The organism is Chitinophaga rupis (genome assembly GCF_900109685.1).
Lineage (GTDB): Bacteria > Bacteroidota > Bacteroidia > Chitinophagales > Chitinophagaceae > Chitinophaga > Chitinophaga rupis.
In genome coordinates this window covers 912,192-927,902 of record NZ_FOBB01000002.1, presented here as the reverse complement: position 1 = coordinate 927,902, position 15,711 = coordinate 912,192, and the positions used below count along the sequence as shown (strand labels likewise).

Sequence of the window (15,711 nt, the reverse complement as noted above, 5' to 3'; positions counted from 1 at the left end):
GCGCTCACTCAAACGCCTTCCTATACTGCAACGGCGTCCGGCCCTTCACCTTCAGAAACTGCTTATGAAAATTAGCCATGGTATTATACCCGCTTTCATAACAAATATCCAGCACGGTTTGCTGCGTTTCCAGCAGCAGGTTACATGCGCAGCCAATCCTTATCTCATTTAAAAAATCAATATAGGTCTTCTTGGTGCTGCGCTTAAAATAATTACAAAAAGCCGGCACGCTCATACATGCAATTTCCGCTACCTGCGGCAGGCTAATAGGGTCCCGGAAATTATCTATGGTAAACTGAAACACCCGGTCCATCGTTTCCCGGTCTTTATGTTGTAAAGCCTTAATCGGCTGGGTTGATAGGAGTTAATTACCGTCTCGGAATTTTGCGATTTCACAGGTTTGTCAGAAGCCCAGTTAGCCCCTTTTTTGGATAATTAATGGCTGCGCCATTGTTGTCCAACTGGCATATTTCGGCCTTTTTAGGAGGGAGCCATTGCTGCTCCATTGCTGCGCAACTCTCCCCCCTACATAAAACCCTACATAAATGGGGGTACTCAGCTTTCAATTTCATTCATTTATCCGGCTTAACATTATCAGAGGAATGTTATATCAATAATTGTTTACTTTTAAGTACTAAAAAATGTTACTTTGACAAATGTCATTAATAATCAATAAATTATAACTAAAATTACCACTAGTTAATAACTAGTTAACAACTTATCTTTGCATTATGCCCGGACAAGTACCTGAGGTAGTAAAAATTTTCAGAATTACGCATTATAAAAACTTAAAATTCATTCTAGAGAATGGACTGCATTGCCCAACATCGAAAACTAAAGATGCCGCGTTTGTTAATATTGGAAAAAAGGACATAATTCAAAAAAGAGAAAGTAAGGAAATTGAAGTGGCTCCATATGGCAGAATCCATGACTATGTCTCTTTTTATTTTGGACCCAGATCGCCAATGTTGTATTCTATTCATAACGGAAACTCGGACACAGATTGTTCTCAGGCAGACATAATTTATCTGGTCAGTACTATTCCTGAAATCATAGCTGCCAATTTACAATTCGTATTTACTACTGGTCAGGCAATAATGGAATTATCAACACAACATAATGATACAAGGCATTTAAGCAAACTCAACTGGGAAATAATTTTTGGGAAATATTGGTTTGACAGGCCACCGGAATATATCGACAGAATGAGGCAAAGAATGGCGGAATTCTTGGTATATAAACATGTCCCGATAACTACAATTCTAGGAATTGGTGTCATGAATGAGTCTATGAAAGATAAGATTGAACGTCTTATAAGTAATGAAGGGAAAAAATTAGAAGTACGTGTAAAATCAGATTGGTATTATTAATAGTATGATAAGATATACAAAAGGAAATTTGCTTCAGGCAAATGTTGAAGCATTGGTGAACACAGTCAATACAGTGGGTGTGATGGGGAAAGGTATTGCGCTACAGTTTAAGGAAAGATTCCCTGAGAATTATAAGTTATATAAAAAAGCAGCTGAAGAAAAAAAATTGGAGACAGGAAAGGTCCTGATTATTCCTACAAACAGGATGGATGATGTTAAATGGATCATAAATTTCCCAACAAAAAAGCATTGGAGAAATCCTTCGAAGTTAGAATATATCACTAGCGGATTAGATGATTTGGTTAAAGTAATAAATGAATACCAGATAAAATCTATTGCGGTTCCGCCATTAGGTTGCGGAAATGGAGGCCTTGATTGGAAAGAGATCAAACCAATTATAGAAAGAAAATTAAGCAAGTTAAACGATGTAGATATCCAGGTTTATGAACCTTCTGATATTGCATATGAGCAAAAAGAAAAGAAAATAATCTCCAAACCTAAATTAACTCCAACAAGAGCCATTATTATTTATTTAATGAAAGTTTATTCACAATTTGAATATTCCCTCACCCTACTTGAAACACAAAAGCTGGTCTATTTTCTTAGTAGATTAGGAGATGAAAATGCTCAAAAAATAAAATTTGAAAAGTTTCAGTATGGGCCATATGCATATCAGCTTGCTCATATATTATACGACATTGATGGAGTATATATTTCGGGTATGAAATATAAGGACGTAAAAACATTCGACCCGTTATATATAATCGAGGAAAATTTCAGGGAAATAGACGAATTTATAACTTCAAATTCAACAGATACGCAGAAGAATAGGTTAGAGAACCTGCTATCCTTAATAGAAGGTTTTGAAACGCCATTAAGTATGGAAGTATTGGCTACAGTTGATTATGTATTATACAATGAAGTAGAAAACAAAGAAAATTTGGACGAAATAGTGAAAAAAGTTCATGATTGGAACAATCATAAAAAACAAGTATTAACTACAGAATATATTAAGGTGGCTCATGAAAGATTAAAGAAATTCTCTAAAGTGCTGAACTATTATTAACGCAATTTCTCACTCAAACGCCTTCCTGTACTGCAACGGCGTCCTTCCCTTTATCTTCAGAAACTGCTTATGGAAATTAGCCATGGTATTATACCCACTTTCATAGCAAATATCTAGCACCGTCTTTTCTGTTTCTAGTAGCAGGTTACACGCACATCCAATCCTCACCTCATTCAAAAAATCAATGTAGGTCTTCTTCGTGCTCCGCTTAAAATAATTACAAAAAGCTGGCACACTCATACATGCAATTTCTGCTACCTCCGGAAGGCTGATAGGGTCCCGGAAATTGTCAATGGTAAATTGAAATACCCGGTCCATCGTTTCCCGGTCTTTATGTTGAAAGGCCTTAATAGGCTGGGTAGATACCGGTATATAAGCCGCCTGTTCTGCCATCATTTCCAGGCATTCCCCCAATAGCAAAATACGTTTAAACCCACTGGTATGTTCTAACGCTGTTATCAACGGCGCCAACGGCTGTTTCAGTGGCGCCTGCATTTTCAGCCCTTGTGATGATACATCCAGCAGCTGCCGCACATGCCGGCTCTCCGGCAATTGTAAAAATCCCTCTCCCCAAAAATCCTCCTTAAACTGCACCACTACTGCACTGGTTACCAACCCTGGCTCCCGCTTCTGAAACGTATGTGGCAAATTAGATCCCAGAAAGTAAATATCTCCGGTCTCAAACTCTCCTACATGATTCCCCACAAAGCTCAGCCCCGATCCCTCCGTAAAAAGGATCAGCTCATACTCAATATGCTGATGCCACCCCACTTCAAAATGAGGCGTACGGAAAGTTTTCGCCACAAACGACGTACTCTCCGTCAACGGTAATTTCTGTAACAGTGTACGCATGTTGCCAATGTGTTAATCTGCACATTATTCTACTTTCTTCAGCAATTTATCGTATTTCCATCACCTCATGAATTAAAATAATTTAGTTTTTGCATAATAAAATGGAACCCCTCCCATCACCAATCCCTTACTTTCGTAGTAGTACATAACCTGCATATTTGCACATCATGAACACTGCTTCCACGTTCCCAACTACACCAAAGGTTACGGTTCAAACAAAGCCCGGCAATAATAGCTTTATAATAAAAGTAAGCAGCGTAGCCGCATTAGGTGGCCTCCTCTTCGGTTTTGATACCGCCATCATCTCCGGCGCTATCCCCTATATCACCGCTTATTTCAAGCTGGATGAATATACCCTGGGCTGGGCCGTAAGTGTGATCCTCATTGGCTGCGCTATAGGCGCACTGGCCGCAGGCGCACTGGCAGACAGATACGGCCGCCGCACAGTATTGATTACCTGCGCTATTTTATTCGCGGTCTCCGGTATCGGCGCAGGCCTGTCCCACCAGTTATACTTACTCGTACTCTCCCGCCTTATCGGCGGTTTGGGCGTAGGCGCTGCCGCCATGGTATCGCCCATGTACATTGCCGAAATAGCTCCCGCAGCCTGGCGGGGCAGGCTGGTAGCCTGTTACCAGCTGGCCATTGTATTCGGTATCCTCCTTGCCTACTTCTCCAACTATTTATTGGATGCTACCGGCCCCGATAACTGGCGCTGGATGTTCGCTTCACAAGCCGCTCCCTCTCTCCTTTTCTGGCTCTTATTATTAACCGTACCGGAAACACCGCGTTGGCTCATAAAACAGGGCCGCAAAAAAGAAGCCCTCACCATCCTTACCAGGACATCCGGCGCTGCAGCTGCAGCCACAGAAATAGCCGCCATCGAAAACAGCTTCCACCAGGAAACACATGCCCCGCTCAAACTTATTTTCACTAAAACTTACCGCCCTGTATTATTCATCGGCATCCTGGTAGCGGTATTCCAGCAGGTTACCGGCATCAATGCCATTCTGTATTATGCGCCAGTGATCTTTAAGGAAATGGGCATGGATACCTCTTCCTCCATGTTACAAACCATCGGCATCGGCGTGGTAAATGTTATCTCCACTTTCATTGCTATTGGCCTGGTGGATAAGGTGGGCCGCAAAAAGTTCCTGCTGGCCGGAAGCTGCATCATGGGCATTTCGCTCATCGTAGTAGCCTCCTGTTTCCAGTACAAATACTTTGATAATTACATCGTGCTCATTGGCATGCTGGCCTATGTAGGCGCTTTTGGCTGCACGCTGGGCGCCGTTACCTGGGTGTATCTCTCAGAGATCTTTCCTAATCGCATCCGGGGCCTGGCCATGTCCGTAGCTACATTGGCATTATGGCTAGCAGATTTTATTATAGCAGGCAGCTTCCCTGTTATGACCAAACACCTGGGCACACCCCTCACCCTTTTCTGTTATGCCGCTTTATGTGCAATTGCATTTTTTTATATGCTCTTAAAAGTGAAAGAAACCAAGGGTCACTCCCTTGAGGAAATAGAGCATCTGTTTATTGGATCATCTAAATCTTAAAATCATGATCACTCCTGAAAATATCAAACAATACCAGGAACAAGGTTACCTGGTGGTCCCAAACCTCTTATCACAAACAGAGATCGCCAACCTGAAAAAAGAAACCGCCGCCATCTTCCGCGGACAGCGCGGGCACATAGAAGGCATGGTAGATGTAGACGACAACGAACCCGATGAAGAAGTGCTTAAAAAATACGTGGCCATCCACTTCCCGCACAAGATCTCAAAGGTCATCCACAACTCATTGTTCCATCGCAACATTGTAGACATCCTTACAAAAATAGTAAGCCCCAATATGAAGTGCATGCAATCCATGCTGTTCGTAAAAGCCCCCGGAAAAGCGGGCCAGTCCTGGCACCAGGACGAGTACTACATCCCTACCCGCGACAAATCCCTCATCGGCGTATGGATAGCCATAGACGATGCCACTGTGGAAAACGGCTGCCTCTGGATCATTCCCGGCCGTCCCGGTTATATTATGCCCCGCGTAAAGAACAGCTCTCCTGAATATGCCGATGTAGACACCATAGATGTATCTCCATATGAAAAGAAGAAGATCCCCGTAGAAGTAAAATCCGGTTCTGTAGTCTTTTTCAACGGTTACACGCTGCACAGCTCTTTGCGTAACAAAACAAAAGACAACTTCCGCACCGCATTGGTCAATCACTACATGAGTGCAGAATCCATGTTGCCCTGGGATCAGGACGGCCACCTGCCCCCAACAGAAGATCTCCGCGATATTGTGCTGGTAGCCGGCGAAGATCCTTACGCTTACAAAGGCACAGTAGACGCCAACAAACCTTATCTCCGCCCCGAAGTACTCAAAATTAAAACCGAATTATAATGGCTTTGCAAGTACTTTTCTTTTGCCCCCGCTGGGGAAGCGAACATCTGCCCTGGGAAGATTTTTGCCGTAACGTAAAACAGGAAGGCTACGATGGCATTGAATATGCCATTGCATCTGATACCACTCCCAAAGAGCTGGACACCGCCTGGAACGCCGCTGTCAAAAACAGCCTGGTCATTCTTCCACAGCATTTTGATACCTACACAGCTAATTTTACGGAGCATTATGATCTTTATTGTAACTGGCTGTTAAGGATCAGGGCATACAAGCCATTCAAGGTAAACTCCCAAACCGGCAAAGACTTCTTCAGCTTTGAACAAAACAAGGTGCTCATTGAAGCCGCTGCCGCCAGCGGCATACCGGTAGTGCATGAAACGCACCGCAATAAATTCTCCTTTGCCGCCCACATCACCAAAGCCTATCTGGAAAAGATCCCCGGTCTACGGCTCACACTGGATGCCTCTCATTGGGTAAATGTAGCAGAGTCTTTCCTGGATGATCAGCCCTCTGCTATGCAGCTGGCCATTGAAAGAACAGATCACATCCACGCCCGCGTAGGTTACCCGGAAGGCCCCCAGGTGCCTGATCCACGCGCCGCAGAATGGCAGGAAGCGTTGAACAAACATCTGAACTGGTGGGATCAGGTAATGCTGCTTAAAGAACAACAGTCGCCCAACGCACAGCTCACCATTAGCCCGGAGTTCGGCCCTTTTCCCTACATGGTGCACATCCCGGCCACAGGACGTCCCGTAGCAGATCAATGGGAGGTAAACAGTTTCATCATGCACTTATTAAAGAACAGATATAATCAGAAAAATGAAATGCCTTTTAAAGCCAGCATGGCTCCTCCTGCTTTGTAATATATCCTTCCACGTTATGGCCCAGCCTATCGCCGGTAAAAAAGAAAAACCTGCGCCTGTACCAGCCTACAAAAACGCATCCCTGCCAACCGCAAAACGGGTAGCTGACCTTCTTTCCCGTATGACGCTGGAAGAAAAGATAGCACAGGTACGCAGCATGCACTTTGGCCGCCCTATTATAGACGATGCCATGCAGGCTAACGCCTTTAAAATGGATTCCATGTTCCGCTACGGCATTGGCATGATGAACCCCGATTTTAAAGCCACTGCAGAAAACACCATTCACCGCCGCAATGCGCTGCAGCAGTGGTTACGTAAGAACACCCGTTTAGGCATCCCTGTTATTTTCCTGGACGAAGCCCATCACGGCCTCCTGGCTCCCGGCGCCGATGCCTTTCCGCATAGCATCGGTTTTGCCTGCTCATGGGACACCGCTTTAATTGAACGGGTATACGACTATGTAAGCCGCGAGTGCCGCTCCAAAGGCACGGACGTAGTCCTCGCCCCCATCGTAGACGTATGCCGTGATCCCCGCTGGGGCCGCACCGGCGAAACCTTTGGCGAAGATCCTTATCTCTGCGGCGTATTAGGCAGCGCCGTAGTACGCGGTTTCCAGGGCAGCAGCAATGGTAAGGTTACGCAAGATCACGTAGGCGCCTGCCTCAAAACATTCACCGGTCATGGCGGCTCAGAAGGCGCCAATAACCAGGGGCCCACAAACGTCTCCATCCGCGATCTGCGGGAGATCCACATGGAATCTTTCCGCCTGGCCATCAACCGCTCCAGGCCCACTTCTATTATGGCTTCTTACTGTGAGGTAGATGATATTCCCTCTCATGCCAACAAATGGCTCTTAACAGACGTGCTGCGCAAAGAATGGAAGTTCAATGGCGTGGTAGTCTCCGACTGGTTCGCCATCGATCAGCTCTGGCAAAAACACCTTATTGCAGCAGATACCAAATCCGCTGCTCTTATCGCCTTCAATGCCGGCGTAACCATCGATTTACCCTACGGCAAAAACTACGCTGCCCTGGACTCCCTCGTTAAGGAAAAAAAGCTGCCCATGAAAGAGCTGGACAGCGCCGTAGCCTATATTCTCCGCTTAAAATTCGATTTAGGCTTATTCGAACAGGACACCGCTTCGCTTGAAAAAGCCCAGCAGCTTATGGCATCTAATGAAGGTACCCCACTGGCCCTGGAAGCCGCAGAAAAGTCCATGGTACTCCTTAAGAACGATAACAATTTCCTCCCCATTAAAAAAGATCAATACAAAAAGATAGCCGTTATAGGCCCTTGCGCCGCCGTAAACTATTTAGGCGATTACTCCGGCATTCCCCGCAACAACGTATCCCTGTTGGATGGCTTAAAAAATAAAGCCAATGGCCAGTACGAGGTACTCTACGCCCAGGGCGTTAAGCTCACCACCAATGGCGATACCATCAGCCATAACAACTACCAGTACATTGATACCGCCCACTGGCCTTCTGCAGAAGAAAACAAAAAACTCATAAACGAAGCTGTAAGCGTAGCCAAACAGGCAGATTTCATCATCATCGCCATCGGTGAAAACGAGCAAATGGGCCGTGAAGCCTGGGCCAATCACCCCGGCGATCAAACAGACCTCAACCTTCAATCCCAGCAGGAGGATTTAGTAAAAGCCATCATGGCCACCGGCAAACCGGCCATGGTGTACCTGGCCCATGGCCGTCCCTTATCCATCAACTGGATCGCTGAAAACGTGCCCGCCATTGTAGACGGCTGGTTTACCGGCGAAGAAGCCGGCAATGCCTTCGCCAACATCCTGTTTGGCGATGTAAACCCTTCCGGTAAACTTGCTATCAGTTATCCCCGCTCTGCCGGCCAGGTACCCATTTACTACAATCACAAGCCTAGCGCGCAGTTCTTTCCTTACCTTATGGAACAAAACACGCCGCTGTATCCTTTCGGTTACGGCCGCAGTTATACTACCTATAGTTACGCCGCTCCGCAGGTATCCACACCTACCCTGAAAAAGAACGGCGCAGTTACCGTTACGGTAAACATAACCAATACGGGCAGCCGCAAGGGAGATGAAATAGTGCAATTATACATTCACCAGAAAGTAGCCTCTGTAACACGCCCTGTAAAAGAGCTCAAAGACTTCGCCCGCATTCCCCTGGAACCCGGCGAAACAAAAACAGTCTCTTTTACCCTAGATCGCTCCAAGCTCTCTTACTGGAACAAAGACATGAAGTACGGCGTAGAACCGGGTATAGTGGAAATCATGACAGGAGCTAATAGTAACGAAGTACAAAAAGTAGAACTAGTCGTGGAATAATCTAATTAGGTATTATCCACGTTAATTTGATAAAATATGAAATGGCCCAATTCTTATATCATCATTATTGCCTTTTACCTAATTTTAGGATGGATTTTGTACATTTTAAAACCTGAAATAGTAAATTCTAATTTCTTCTTCGCTTCAGTCACATTCGTTGTTGGTTGTTTAGCAATATATATATACACGGAACAGAAAAAAGATGAAAAAACTAATGCCGCAATTTCCATATTATTTGAAATTCGCAATGCGGAAGAGCAGGTTAGTATCATCTTAGAAAGATTAAATCAGGGTGGACAACTTGATTTACCCGCTGTACTCCAAACAAATAGCTGGCAAAAATACTCACATCTTTTTGCAAAAGAATTTGATCTTGATGAGTTTAAAGCAATTAGCGACTTTTATAATACATGCGATATAATAGAAGATTTAGTCGAAAGACAGAATAACTTTGTGTGGTTTGCTGCAGAAGAAAGAGCTAAAACCGCCCAAAGACTGCTTGGTGAAATTAACTTAGAGTTTCAGAGAGATATTTTTAACCAGACACATACACCAGAAACCGCTCAACAGAAATTTAATGCGGAAAGAGAAAGTATTACAAAGTATTATACAGATGATGGCTATTTTTATGCCCCGCAAAAATGTCTGGACGGTCTGCGGCTTGCAGTTAGTCAACTCCAAAAACTCACAATAACAACTTTAGGCTCGAAGCTCAAGAAAATTGCAAATTTTAAATAAACCGGCCCTTAAGACAAGCCTTATTCAACAGGTTATAATTATTATGTATTGATGTTGTTTATAGTTATATTCAAATAACTTAAAATAACCATTATGCTATCAGCTATATGGGAAGCATACACTATAGACACATAATTTACTCATTCACAGATGGAAAGCGATTACTCAAAGGCGCTCGAAGAGCTGCAACAGAAACTGAAGAATAGAAATGTATCTGTACTCGTTGGCGCGGGATTTAGTAAAAACGTGCATAACACACTGTTCCCTAGCTGGTGGCAGCTGCTCGAAAAGATGGTAATTAGGATGAACGGACGCTCATATGCGTTGGACTATGAACGGCTAACGGGAAGGAAAGCCAATGAAACGAGCCGAAAATATCTAACCTATCTCAAAGACCAGGTAAACCAATACATTGAGCAGACCGGTTATTTGCAGGTGGTATCGAACTATATCCAGAAAATGGGATATAGGGAAACTGTAGATATCTATATTGAAGAAAATACACCTGTTGCCATCCGGGAAGAAGGAAACATCTTTTTGAAATACATGGAGGATGGTCAAATTAAGAAGGCACTCATCAGTGAAGCAGACCTGGAAATGCACACCAAATTGATCAAACTCCCCTGGAATAATATATACACGACTAACTACGATAACCTGCTTGAATTTTGCATTGATGAGAAAGTCTTTGAAGAATTGGATAAGCAGTTAAAAAGGTATAACGAAGAAATACAGTCCTTACGTATACAGGTCTTAGAGAAAAAGACCGCCATAGAAACCATAGAAGCCTTAGAGATGGGCGCCCAAAGCCAGGATTATCCGGCGCAACAGCCGTACACTAACCTTCAGGATGATTCCGCGCTCAGTGAGAGTGATATCTCCGGCGCCATGCCACGGGATAATACCGCACAGAAAAACCAGCTTAGGTTTGAGATTATAACAGCCAATAATAGTATGGACAACCTGGTGCAGAAAATAGGGAACCTGGGAGAAGCTATCAATGAATGCTATAACATTGTCAAACATTCCTCTGATCTGGCTATTAAAAGGAACAGGAATATTATTAAGCTACACGGTTCATTGCCCAAGGATGAAAAGACCCCCTTTGCTTTTGACAATGAATACGATAAGCGGTACATCATATCCGGGGAGGATTATGCCAATTATCCGCAACGGCACGAAGCCTTTACGCAGCTGATGCGGATTTCTCTGTTACAGGGTCAGTTCTGCCTGATCGGCTTTTCCGGGGATGATCCCAATTTCCTGGCCTGGGTATCCTGGATCCGAACGGTGGTAATGCGAGATCCGGACGAGAAAAAGGAAGAAGCAAAAATTTATCTGATTGATGCAAGGGCAAAGACGCCCGCGGACAGTCACAAACAACAGTTTTATAAGAATCACCGGGTTGTGCATATCCCCCTCAGCCATCCCAGCTGTGTTCATTTTCTGGAGAAGGTATCCGGCAGCGCAATTGACGTGGATAATACCCGGGACCTGCTCTCCAGACTACTGGACTATTTTGGTGATATACCCGTTACAGATATACCACAGCTCTCTTATGAATTATTAGCCAGGCAAAGGTATGAGCAGTATATCGATCAGCTCCATAGTAACAGTAAAGATATAGATATGGAGGTCGTTTCGGAGCTTTGCATGCAATACAACGAACTCAAAGTGTTGAAGCAATTCAACCGTATACCGCCAGCTAATCGTTTGAATAACGATAGCAGGATCGATTTTCTAAGCTCGGTGAATGCCCTCTTTGAAGAGGTTAAAAAAGCCCACCCGAGCCTTAGTAAACATTTTTTGGGACTAACGGCCTTACTGCTGGAGGATACATTCATTCCCTATTCCGCTATTATAGAAGAAGGAAGCTTTCAGCAACTACAGGCCCATGCCCAGGTGTTATCGGACGACATTTATTATGATTTTTTGAAGCTGGCGCTAAAGGACGCTATCTGGAAAGGGGATAACGGGTTATGCCAGGAGATCCACAATAAATGCTGTCAATTAGGATTAAAACAATACGAAGAGGAAAAAACGCTCCTGCTAATAATGGAGGCAGCTATTACTTTCAATTTTGGAAAACTACGGGCGTTGCTGGAGGAAGGTGGTACTACCAAAAACAATCCTATTGCGTTTGCAGGATATTGGGGCATGTTAGATAGGGAGGCAGGAATAAAGTACTTATCTACCCAAACATTCGGGCTTTTTCAGGAGAGCCTGTATGCGCTGCAAATGAAACGGATGTTAAATGGTGTCCATTATGACAATCAGCTATTTGAAAAGGAGAGCAGGCTGAAACAGCAAGGATTGGCATCCATTAATGAGATCCCTGACATGGTTTTTTCGCTGACGGGGGAACCCAAAGAGAAGATAACGCCCTACGAAACAAATGACTTCATTGGCAGATCTATTCATTTCGGCAGGGACGATAAAATAGTGTGGAGTCTTAAATTGTTGGGTATGATGATGGAAACCGGATTTCCGTTTGCGATGCAGTCAATACGATTTAAAGCGGAGGAGGCAGCATATAGTGTTTTCAGGCCGGTCGTTAACCAGTTTCCCATCCCAGTATTATATTTCTCATTACAATATCATAATTCCAAATTTGCCAAACGGATTGGGCAGGATTATGCATATGAGGCCGGCCTTCAGGAGAAGGCGCCGGTCATATTTGACCGGCTGGCTGCAGCCTATCTTGATAGTTGTACGCCTTACTTGTATAAGGATAACATACTGGTGTTCCTGGCCCAGTTTATAGTTATACTCGGACCGGACAACTGGCAACCATTTTTCTCAACAGTATGGCAAACGTGGAAAAGCACAGGAATTTTATTTAACAGGGAAAGGCATGTTAATGCAGATTTTATAGAGTCTGCTATCCGTTATTGTCAGGATGCCCATGTTATGGCCACAGTACTCCAGGATTGTATCATCGCCTCGCTCAGGGGTGGATTGTCCTTAGATAATGCAACCCAGTATTTATACGTATTAGCTAATAATCCCTTCCATCAACATCTAAAGGCAAGTGGCCTGAAAGGCGAACAAGCCCGAATTGTGCAGCAACTTATTGCGTTAATTCCTGAGAATCCGGATTATCTGTTTATACTGGGAAATATACATACATTCTTAACCGATGAGAATACTGTATCAATTGTCAATATGCTGCTGGAATTAGATTATTCGCGGATCAACAGCCCAAATACATGGTCTGTGGCAGTTCATTACAGCAAACGCAATACGTTCCTGCAAAGGAAAATCGTTGATAGCCTGCTAAAAAGTCCCCAGTTATGGAAAACGGGTATTTTCATTAATAAAGATGGAAGAAGAAGCTGGTCCTCGGATAATCATTTTATAAGGCTCAGGAGGCTCAGAAAGGCAACAGGCAGTGATAATGGGCTTACTTTTACGGCAACCGACATCCTGGATATCTATCATCAGCTAAAATCGAAACTAGGCGAGTTAAAGGACGTTAATATGGAAAGGATCGATGACTTCTTTCCGCTGTTGCAGGAGATGCACTGGTTTCTGGATGCGGAAAGTGTGTTATTAGGGGAGCAAGATGACTTTCAGCAAATAAGAAGGAGGGTTGAGGAGCTTTCCGTTAAGGAAGGTAACGTACGGAATATCATGACGGGGCTGGCATCTGATGAAACAGCTGACATCAATGAAGCGATTACCGAGGTGGCCAGGGACCTGTATGATAAGGAAAATTTTGATGTACATCAGTTACACATCCGTCTTATCATCAGCAAAATCCAGTTAAAACGTAGCGCTGGAATCATTTTATGCATGCGTTATCTGGTACAGTGGTGTGAGGCATTTAAGGAAAATGACTTTTTCAAGTCCTTGCAGAATGAGTTGCTGGGAATTTTAAATCTTTATAAATATACATATCCGCCAGAATTAGCAATAGATGTTGTCGAGGAGTTACTGGTCAGACTGGCCATTGTATTACAATACTGGGGAATTGAACATGAGGATGTCGCTTACTTTTTATCATTGCTGGATAGCAGTCGTTTTAACAATGTCAGGTATAATTTAAAAGAAAAGGTAAAACGCAAGGAATTGCATGATTAATTAAACCACAGTCTACATGTCCACCCTAACTAAATGGATTATTGGAATAGCAGCAGGTCTAATTACGTTGCTAGCGATCGCTGCACCGATTTATTACTATGTACACGACTTCCATGATTTACCTCGTTCCTCTGACCCAGCTGACTGGGGAACATTCGGTGATTATTTTGGTGGGATTCTGAATCCGGTAATATCACTCCTAACCTTAATTATTACAATTATTATTGCCGTTAATATTAGTAAGATTGAACAACGTAATCATGACGAAACGGTCCACAGCCCTGTCAAGCCACTATTTACAATTGATACAGGTGAGTTCTTTTCATCTAATATTTCCCGTAACGGATTAACGGTAGAACGGGACTTCTACGATTACGACCCGCCACAACAGCCAGCAGGCCCTCATGATTATTTGTCAAAAGGATTTTACCTCAAGGTCTTCAATAAGGGACTTGGTATAGCTACTGATGTAAACGTAACATTCCAATTGGATCTGGAAGCATTAAAATCATTGGTAATTATCAACGTCCCCCAAATTAAAGTGACGGCGAGTGATTTAAGAACCGACGAGGACGGACGTAAGTTTATAGTTCTCGATATTCAGTCGACACATTTCAACTATCACGGTTTCTCTAAAATTTGGGCTTGGGAAAGGTATGGACTAGGACCAGTCGATAAAGCGGAAGAGATTGAAGCTACTGTTCCAGGCCAAATCATGAGCGCATTCCAGCTATATAATCTTGTTCGCAAATTGCGACCTGGCCCGGTTGACGACTATCCTGCGATCTTTGTTACGTTTAATTTTAAAAATATTCATGGTAAACAACTCAGTACCAAATTTCGAGTGGGCTTATTCCATGTTCACGACCATCCTCAATATTCGATGTTTCGAATATTGCAACAGCAAATTTGATAAATCAGTGTCTTAGTCAGCGGATGCGCAGCGTCAGCAGAAGCCTGCTGGCGGCTGGTACTATTACCGGATATAGCTCAATAATGTACTATCAAAAAATCACCATTTTGAACCCATTCTTAATCCCCCCTACTTCACCCCCACCCCTATCACCGACAACCCCACGCTATTTCCCACCATCTTATCCGCCACTCTAAACACCGGCACCAGCTTATTATAAAACTTCAGCTCCCCTGCCGGCAGCGTCTTCTTCCCCATCACAGTACCGCTCCAGAACCACCCAAATATCCCCGCTAAATTAAAATGCCAGGTCCTCATTACTTCAAACTTTTGCGATTCCAATAACCTCCTTAACGAACTCCGCGTATATCTCCTGTAATGCTCCAGCTCCTTATCAAACCCATTATACAACGCCTGGTAAGCCGGCACCAGTATAATCACCCTCCCACCCGGCGCTAACAGCTTATAACAGTTCGCCAGTGCCAGCTGATGGTCCAGTATATGTTCCACTACATTCAGTGCAAACACCGTATTAAATTTCCCAATCAATTTTGGATATGCAGTTTCAATATCAGGAATAGCCAGGTCCAGGTGTAACACATCTCTGATCAGCGGTTCCGTATCAAACTTTTTCATCAGCATCCGGCAATAGTCCTGGCTATAATCGCTCACATGCAGGGGTATCCCGTTTTGTACAAAACAGCTGGATATATTACCAATACCGCTGCCAATTTCCAGTACCGCCCCTTTTACATAAGGCCGTATAGAATCAAACATCCATTGGTTTAACCGGTCAGCAACGCTCAGGTTCTCAAGGGTAGACAAACCCACTTCCTGTGGTGTCATAGTCGTAGATGGGATCATGTGCTGGAATTTAGTGTTTAACAATACAATAGGCATGCTGCCCCCCGTTCTGAAAGAGAGGCAGCAGCTCCATGAAAAAAGGCAATCATCATATTTATGGCAGTGCCAGGAATATAAGTTGATAGATTGTTACAAAGATGGATACAATAGCGAAATGCAGCAGTAGACGAACCGCTCAATTTGAGTGGAAATTCAGTCCACACGTTTTTCCTGTAAAAAAAAAGCAGTACCTTAATAAC

General features: G+C 43.8%; 12 protein-coding genes. 9 read left to right on the top strand and 3 right to left on the bottom strand.

Annotated elements, in window-relative coordinates:
- Positions 1 to 4 precede the first annotated feature (4 nt).
- A complete protein-coding gene (locus BMZ54_RS10800) occupies positions 5 to 313 on the bottom strand; it encodes a helix-turn-helix domain-containing protein (RefSeq protein WP_089910472.1) in 309 nt (102 codons plus the stop codon).
- Between the two features lie 418 nt (positions 314 to 731).
- Between BMZ54_RS10800 and darT the strand changes: the two genes are divergently transcribed.
- Positions 732 to 1,370 carry a type II toxin-antitoxin system toxin DNA ADP-ribosyl transferase DarT gene (darT, locus tag BMZ54_RS10790; RefSeq protein ID WP_089910467.1) on the top strand — a complete coding sequence of 213 codons (639 nt, stop codon included), beginning with the start codon at positions 732 to 734 and terminating at the stop codon, positions 1,368 to 1,370.
- A gap of 4 nt (positions 1,371 to 1,374) precedes the next feature.
- On the top strand, positions 1,375 to 2,436 hold the full coding sequence (gene darG, locus BMZ54_RS10785) for a type II toxin-antitoxin system antitoxin DNA ADP-ribosyl glycohydrolase DarG (protein WP_089910465.1): 1,062 nt from the start codon (positions 1,375 to 1,377) through the stop codon (positions 2,434 to 2,436).
- Between the two features lie 9 nt (positions 2,437 to 2,445).
- Here darG and BMZ54_RS10780 read toward each other — a convergent pair whose 3' ends face one another.
- The gene (locus tag BMZ54_RS10780; RefSeq protein WP_089910462.1) at positions 2,446 to 3,288 is read right to left on the bottom strand and encodes an AraC family transcriptional regulator; all 843 of its coding nucleotides are present in this window, start codon (positions 3,286 to 3,288) and stop codon (positions 2,446 to 2,448) included.
- A 167-nt stretch (positions 3,289 to 3,455) separates the two neighbouring features.
- Here BMZ54_RS10780 and BMZ54_RS10775 point away from each other — a divergent pair, with 167 nt between their 5' ends.
- From BMZ54_RS10775 to BMZ54_RS10745, 7 genes are all read left to right on the top strand, one after another.
- Complete coding sequence (locus tag BMZ54_RS10775) at positions 3,456 to 4,850, top strand: sugar porter family MFS transporter (RefSeq protein ID WP_089910459.1); 1,395 nt, start codon at positions 3,456 to 3,458, stop codon at positions 4,848 to 4,850.
- A 4-nt stretch (positions 4,851 to 4,854) separates the two neighbouring features.
- Entirely contained in the window at positions 4,855 to 5,694 is an 840-nt protein-coding gene (locus BMZ54_RS10770) for a phytanoyl-CoA dioxygenase family protein (protein WP_089910457.1), read from the top strand.
- A complete protein-coding gene (locus BMZ54_RS10765; RefSeq protein WP_238386547.1) occupies positions 5,694 to 6,557 on the top strand; it encodes a sugar phosphate isomerase/epimerase in 864 nt (287 codons plus the stop codon). Before BMZ54_RS10770 ends, BMZ54_RS10765 begins: the two co-directional genes overlap by 1 nt.
- Positions 6,558 to 6,573: 16 nt before the next feature.
- Positions 6,574 to 8,874: a glycoside hydrolase family 3 N-terminal domain-containing protein gene (locus BMZ54_RS10760; RefSeq protein WP_089910454.1), complete on the top strand. Its 2,301-nt coding sequence runs from the start codon at positions 6,574 to 6,576 to the stop codon at positions 8,872 to 8,874.
- A gap of 36 nt (positions 8,875 to 8,910) precedes the next feature.
- Positions 8,911 to 9,612, top strand: a complete 702-nt coding sequence (locus BMZ54_RS10755) for a hypothetical protein (protein ID WP_089910452.1) — start codon at positions 8,911 to 8,913, stop codon at positions 9,610 to 9,612.
- 150 nt (positions 9,613 to 9,762) lie between these two features.
- The gene (locus BMZ54_RS10750) at positions 9,763 to 13,695 is read left to right on the top strand and encodes an SIR2 family protein (RefSeq protein WP_089910449.1); all 3,933 of its coding nucleotides are present in this window, start codon (positions 9,763 to 9,765) and stop codon (positions 13,693 to 13,695) included.
- Between the two features lie 16 nt (positions 13,696 to 13,711).
- Positions 13,712 to 14,608 carry a hypothetical protein gene (locus tag BMZ54_RS10745; protein ID WP_089910446.1) on the top strand — a complete coding sequence of 299 codons (897 nt, stop codon included), beginning with the start codon at positions 13,712 to 13,714 and terminating at the stop codon, positions 14,606 to 14,608.
- A 129-nt stretch (positions 14,609 to 14,737) separates the two neighbouring features.
- Here the strand turns inward: BMZ54_RS10745 and BMZ54_RS10740 are convergent, their stop codons facing one another.
- Positions 14,738 to 15,472, bottom strand: a complete 735-nt coding sequence (locus tag BMZ54_RS10740; RefSeq protein WP_162277511.1) for a class I SAM-dependent methyltransferase — start codon at positions 15,470 to 15,472, stop codon at positions 14,738 to 14,740.
- Positions 15,473 to 15,711 lie beyond the last annotated feature (239 nt).

Excerpts from the sequence above, each read along its gene's own strand:
- BMZ54_RS10800 (WP_089910472.1), bottom strand. The coding sequence starts at position 313 with ATGGACCGGGTGTTTCAGTTTACCATAGATAATTTCCGGGACCCTATT.
- darT (WP_089910467.1), top strand. The coding sequence starts at position 732 with ATGCCCGGACAAGTACCTGAGGTAGTAAAAATTTTCAGAATTACGCAT.
- darG (WP_089910465.1), top strand. The coding sequence starts at position 1,375 with ATGATAAGATATACAAAAGGAAATTTGCTTCAGGCAAATGTTGAAGCA.
- BMZ54_RS10780 (WP_089910462.1), bottom strand. The coding sequence starts at position 3,288 with ATGCGTACACTGTTACAGAAATTACCGTTGACGGAGAGTACGTCGTTT.
- BMZ54_RS10775 (WP_089910459.1), top strand. The coding sequence starts at position 3,456 with ATGAACACTGCTTCCACGTTCCCAACTACACCAAAGGTTACGGTTCAA.
- BMZ54_RS10770 (WP_089910457.1), top strand. The coding sequence starts at position 4,855 with ATGATCACTCCTGAAAATATCAAACAATACCAGGAACAAGGTTACCTG.
- BMZ54_RS10765 (WP_238386547.1), top strand. The coding sequence starts at position 5,694 with ATGGCTTTGCAAGTACTTTTCTTTTGCCCCCGCTGGGGAAGCGAACAT.
- BMZ54_RS10760 (WP_089910454.1), top strand. The coding sequence starts at position 6,574 with ATGGCCCAGCCTATCGCCGGTAAAAAAGAAAAACCTGCGCCTGTACCA.
- BMZ54_RS10755 (WP_089910452.1), top strand. The coding sequence starts at position 8,911 with ATGAAATGGCCCAATTCTTATATCATCATTATTGCCTTTTACCTAATT.
- BMZ54_RS10750 (WP_089910449.1), top strand. The coding sequence starts at position 9,763 with ATGGAAAGCGATTACTCAAAGGCGCTCGAAGAGCTGCAACAGAAACTG.
- BMZ54_RS10745 (WP_089910446.1), top strand. The coding sequence starts at position 13,712 with ATGTCCACCCTAACTAAATGGATTATTGGAATAGCAGCAGGTCTAATT.
- BMZ54_RS10740 (WP_162277511.1), bottom strand. The coding sequence starts at position 15,472 with ATGATCCCATCTACGACTATGACACCACAGGAAGTGGGTTTGTCTACC.